A 1,334-nucleotide genomic window follows, 5' to 3' on the forward strand; every position below is an offset into this window, starting at 1 on the left:
GAAAGCCTGCTGGTTGAGGTCGAGCTGCGCGGCCGTATCACCGAAATGGATGGTGGTGAAAGCAAGCAGGGAGAAGATACCTCTGTCAGCTACACGATGAAGAATACCTATTACAGGCTCAGCATCGACGACAAGCCGCTGTTTGAGTTTGATCTGCTGAACTTCATCTACAAGAAAGATGGCAAGAATATCTACCCTGACCGCATCACGTCTGCGCTGGGAATGGGTAACTGATTAACCTGATAAGTGGCGGCACAGCCGTGCCGCCCGGAGCTTTCAACAATGAGCAAAAAGACCGATAACGCCATTACGCTGGCAAAACCCGTTGTTCGCGGGGATGAGAAAATTACTCAGGTTACGATCACGGATGAGATCAAACAGGCTGGCTCCTTGCGTGGGCTGAAGCTGGTCAACGTGATGAATATGGATGTGGATTCGGTGGCGGTACTGCTGACCCGCGTCACATCACCACGTCTCAAACAGACTGAGATTAACGAAATGGATACACGCGATTTCGTCAGCCTGTCAGAAGCGCTCGTCCCTTTTTTGACACCTGCGGGGTCTGGAGCGTCGAGCGAGGCGGAGACGGAGAATCAGTAACACTTCTGCGGTTCGACCTGATCGACGATCTGGTTGCTGATATCGCGGTTGTTTTCAACTGGCCGCCCTCTGAAGTCTTCACGATGGAACTGGGCGAAGTCATAGCCTGGCGTGAACGGGCGGCTGTCCGAAGTGGAGCCAGTGACAGTGAAAAGCCTTAATATTCGCGTCGCGTTCAGCGCGATCGATAAACTTACCCGCCCGGTCAATGCCGCCCGCCAGAGTGCGGGCGGTTTGTCTGAATCCCTCAAAAAAACGCAGTCCAGCATTAAAGATCTGGACAGTCAGTCCCGTACGTTCAACCGTCTGCGCGACAGCGTGCAAAAGACCTCCCGCAAAATTGACGACGCCAGCCGGGCACTTGAAGGGCTGAATCAGGCGCAGCGGGAAGGTACACAGCTTACAGACAAGCAAAAAGCACATATGGCAGCGCTGGCCGCAAAGCTCGAGCGCCTTAATTCTGCACGCACGCAGGAAATGGTTAAGCTGCGCGCCGCCTCACAGGCACTGCGCAGCCACGGCGTTTCGCTGGTCGGCAGCGATCGCACTATTCAGAGCGCCATACGCCGAACCGAACAGTACAACCAGACGCTAGAGCGGGAGCGGCGACAGCTTGCCGCGGTCACGCAGGCACGTGCGCGCTATGACCGGATGCAGCAAACGGCGGGCAAACTTCGCGGTGGTGGCACAATGGCCGTTGCCGGGGCCACTGCTGCCGGTTACGTAGCGGGGCG

Annotated in this window: 3 protein-coding genes and 1 pseudogene; all 4 read left to right on the top strand. The window is 56.3% G+C overall.

All coding sequences use genetic code 11. The features are described 5' to 3' along the window. Nucleotides 1–234: phage major tail tube protein (locus tag C3451_RS24095; protein ID WP_192894894.1), on the top strand; the 234-nt coding region annotated here is incomplete at its 5' end. Nucleotides 235–282: 48 nt separating this feature from the next. Then, entirely contained in the window at nt 283–600 is a 318-nt protein-coding gene (locus C3451_RS24100) for a phage tail assembly protein (RefSeq protein WP_045342178.1), read from the top strand. 5 nt (nt 601–605) lie between these two features. After that, a complete protein-coding gene (locus C3451_RS24105; RefSeq protein ID WP_032424037.1) occupies nt 606–761 on the top strand; it encodes a GpE family phage tail protein in 156 nt (51 codons plus the stop codon). Beyond that, nucleotides 748–1,334: pseudogene (locus tag C3451_RS24110) on the top strand (phage tail tape measure protein); the annotation flags it as partial. The gene C3451_RS24105 and the pseudogene C3451_RS24110, both read left to right, overlap by 14 nt.

Source organism: Enterobacter sp. 301B, assembly GCF_003850715.1.
Taxonomy (GTDB): domain Bacteria; phylum Pseudomonadota; class Gammaproteobacteria; order Enterobacterales; family Enterobacteriaceae; genus Enterobacter; species Enterobacter intestinihominis.

Coding starts and splice junctions, on each gene's coding strand:
- C3451_RS24100 (WP_045342178.1), top strand. CDS start 283: ATGAGCAAAAAGACCGATAACGCCATTACGCTGGCAAAACCCGTTGTT.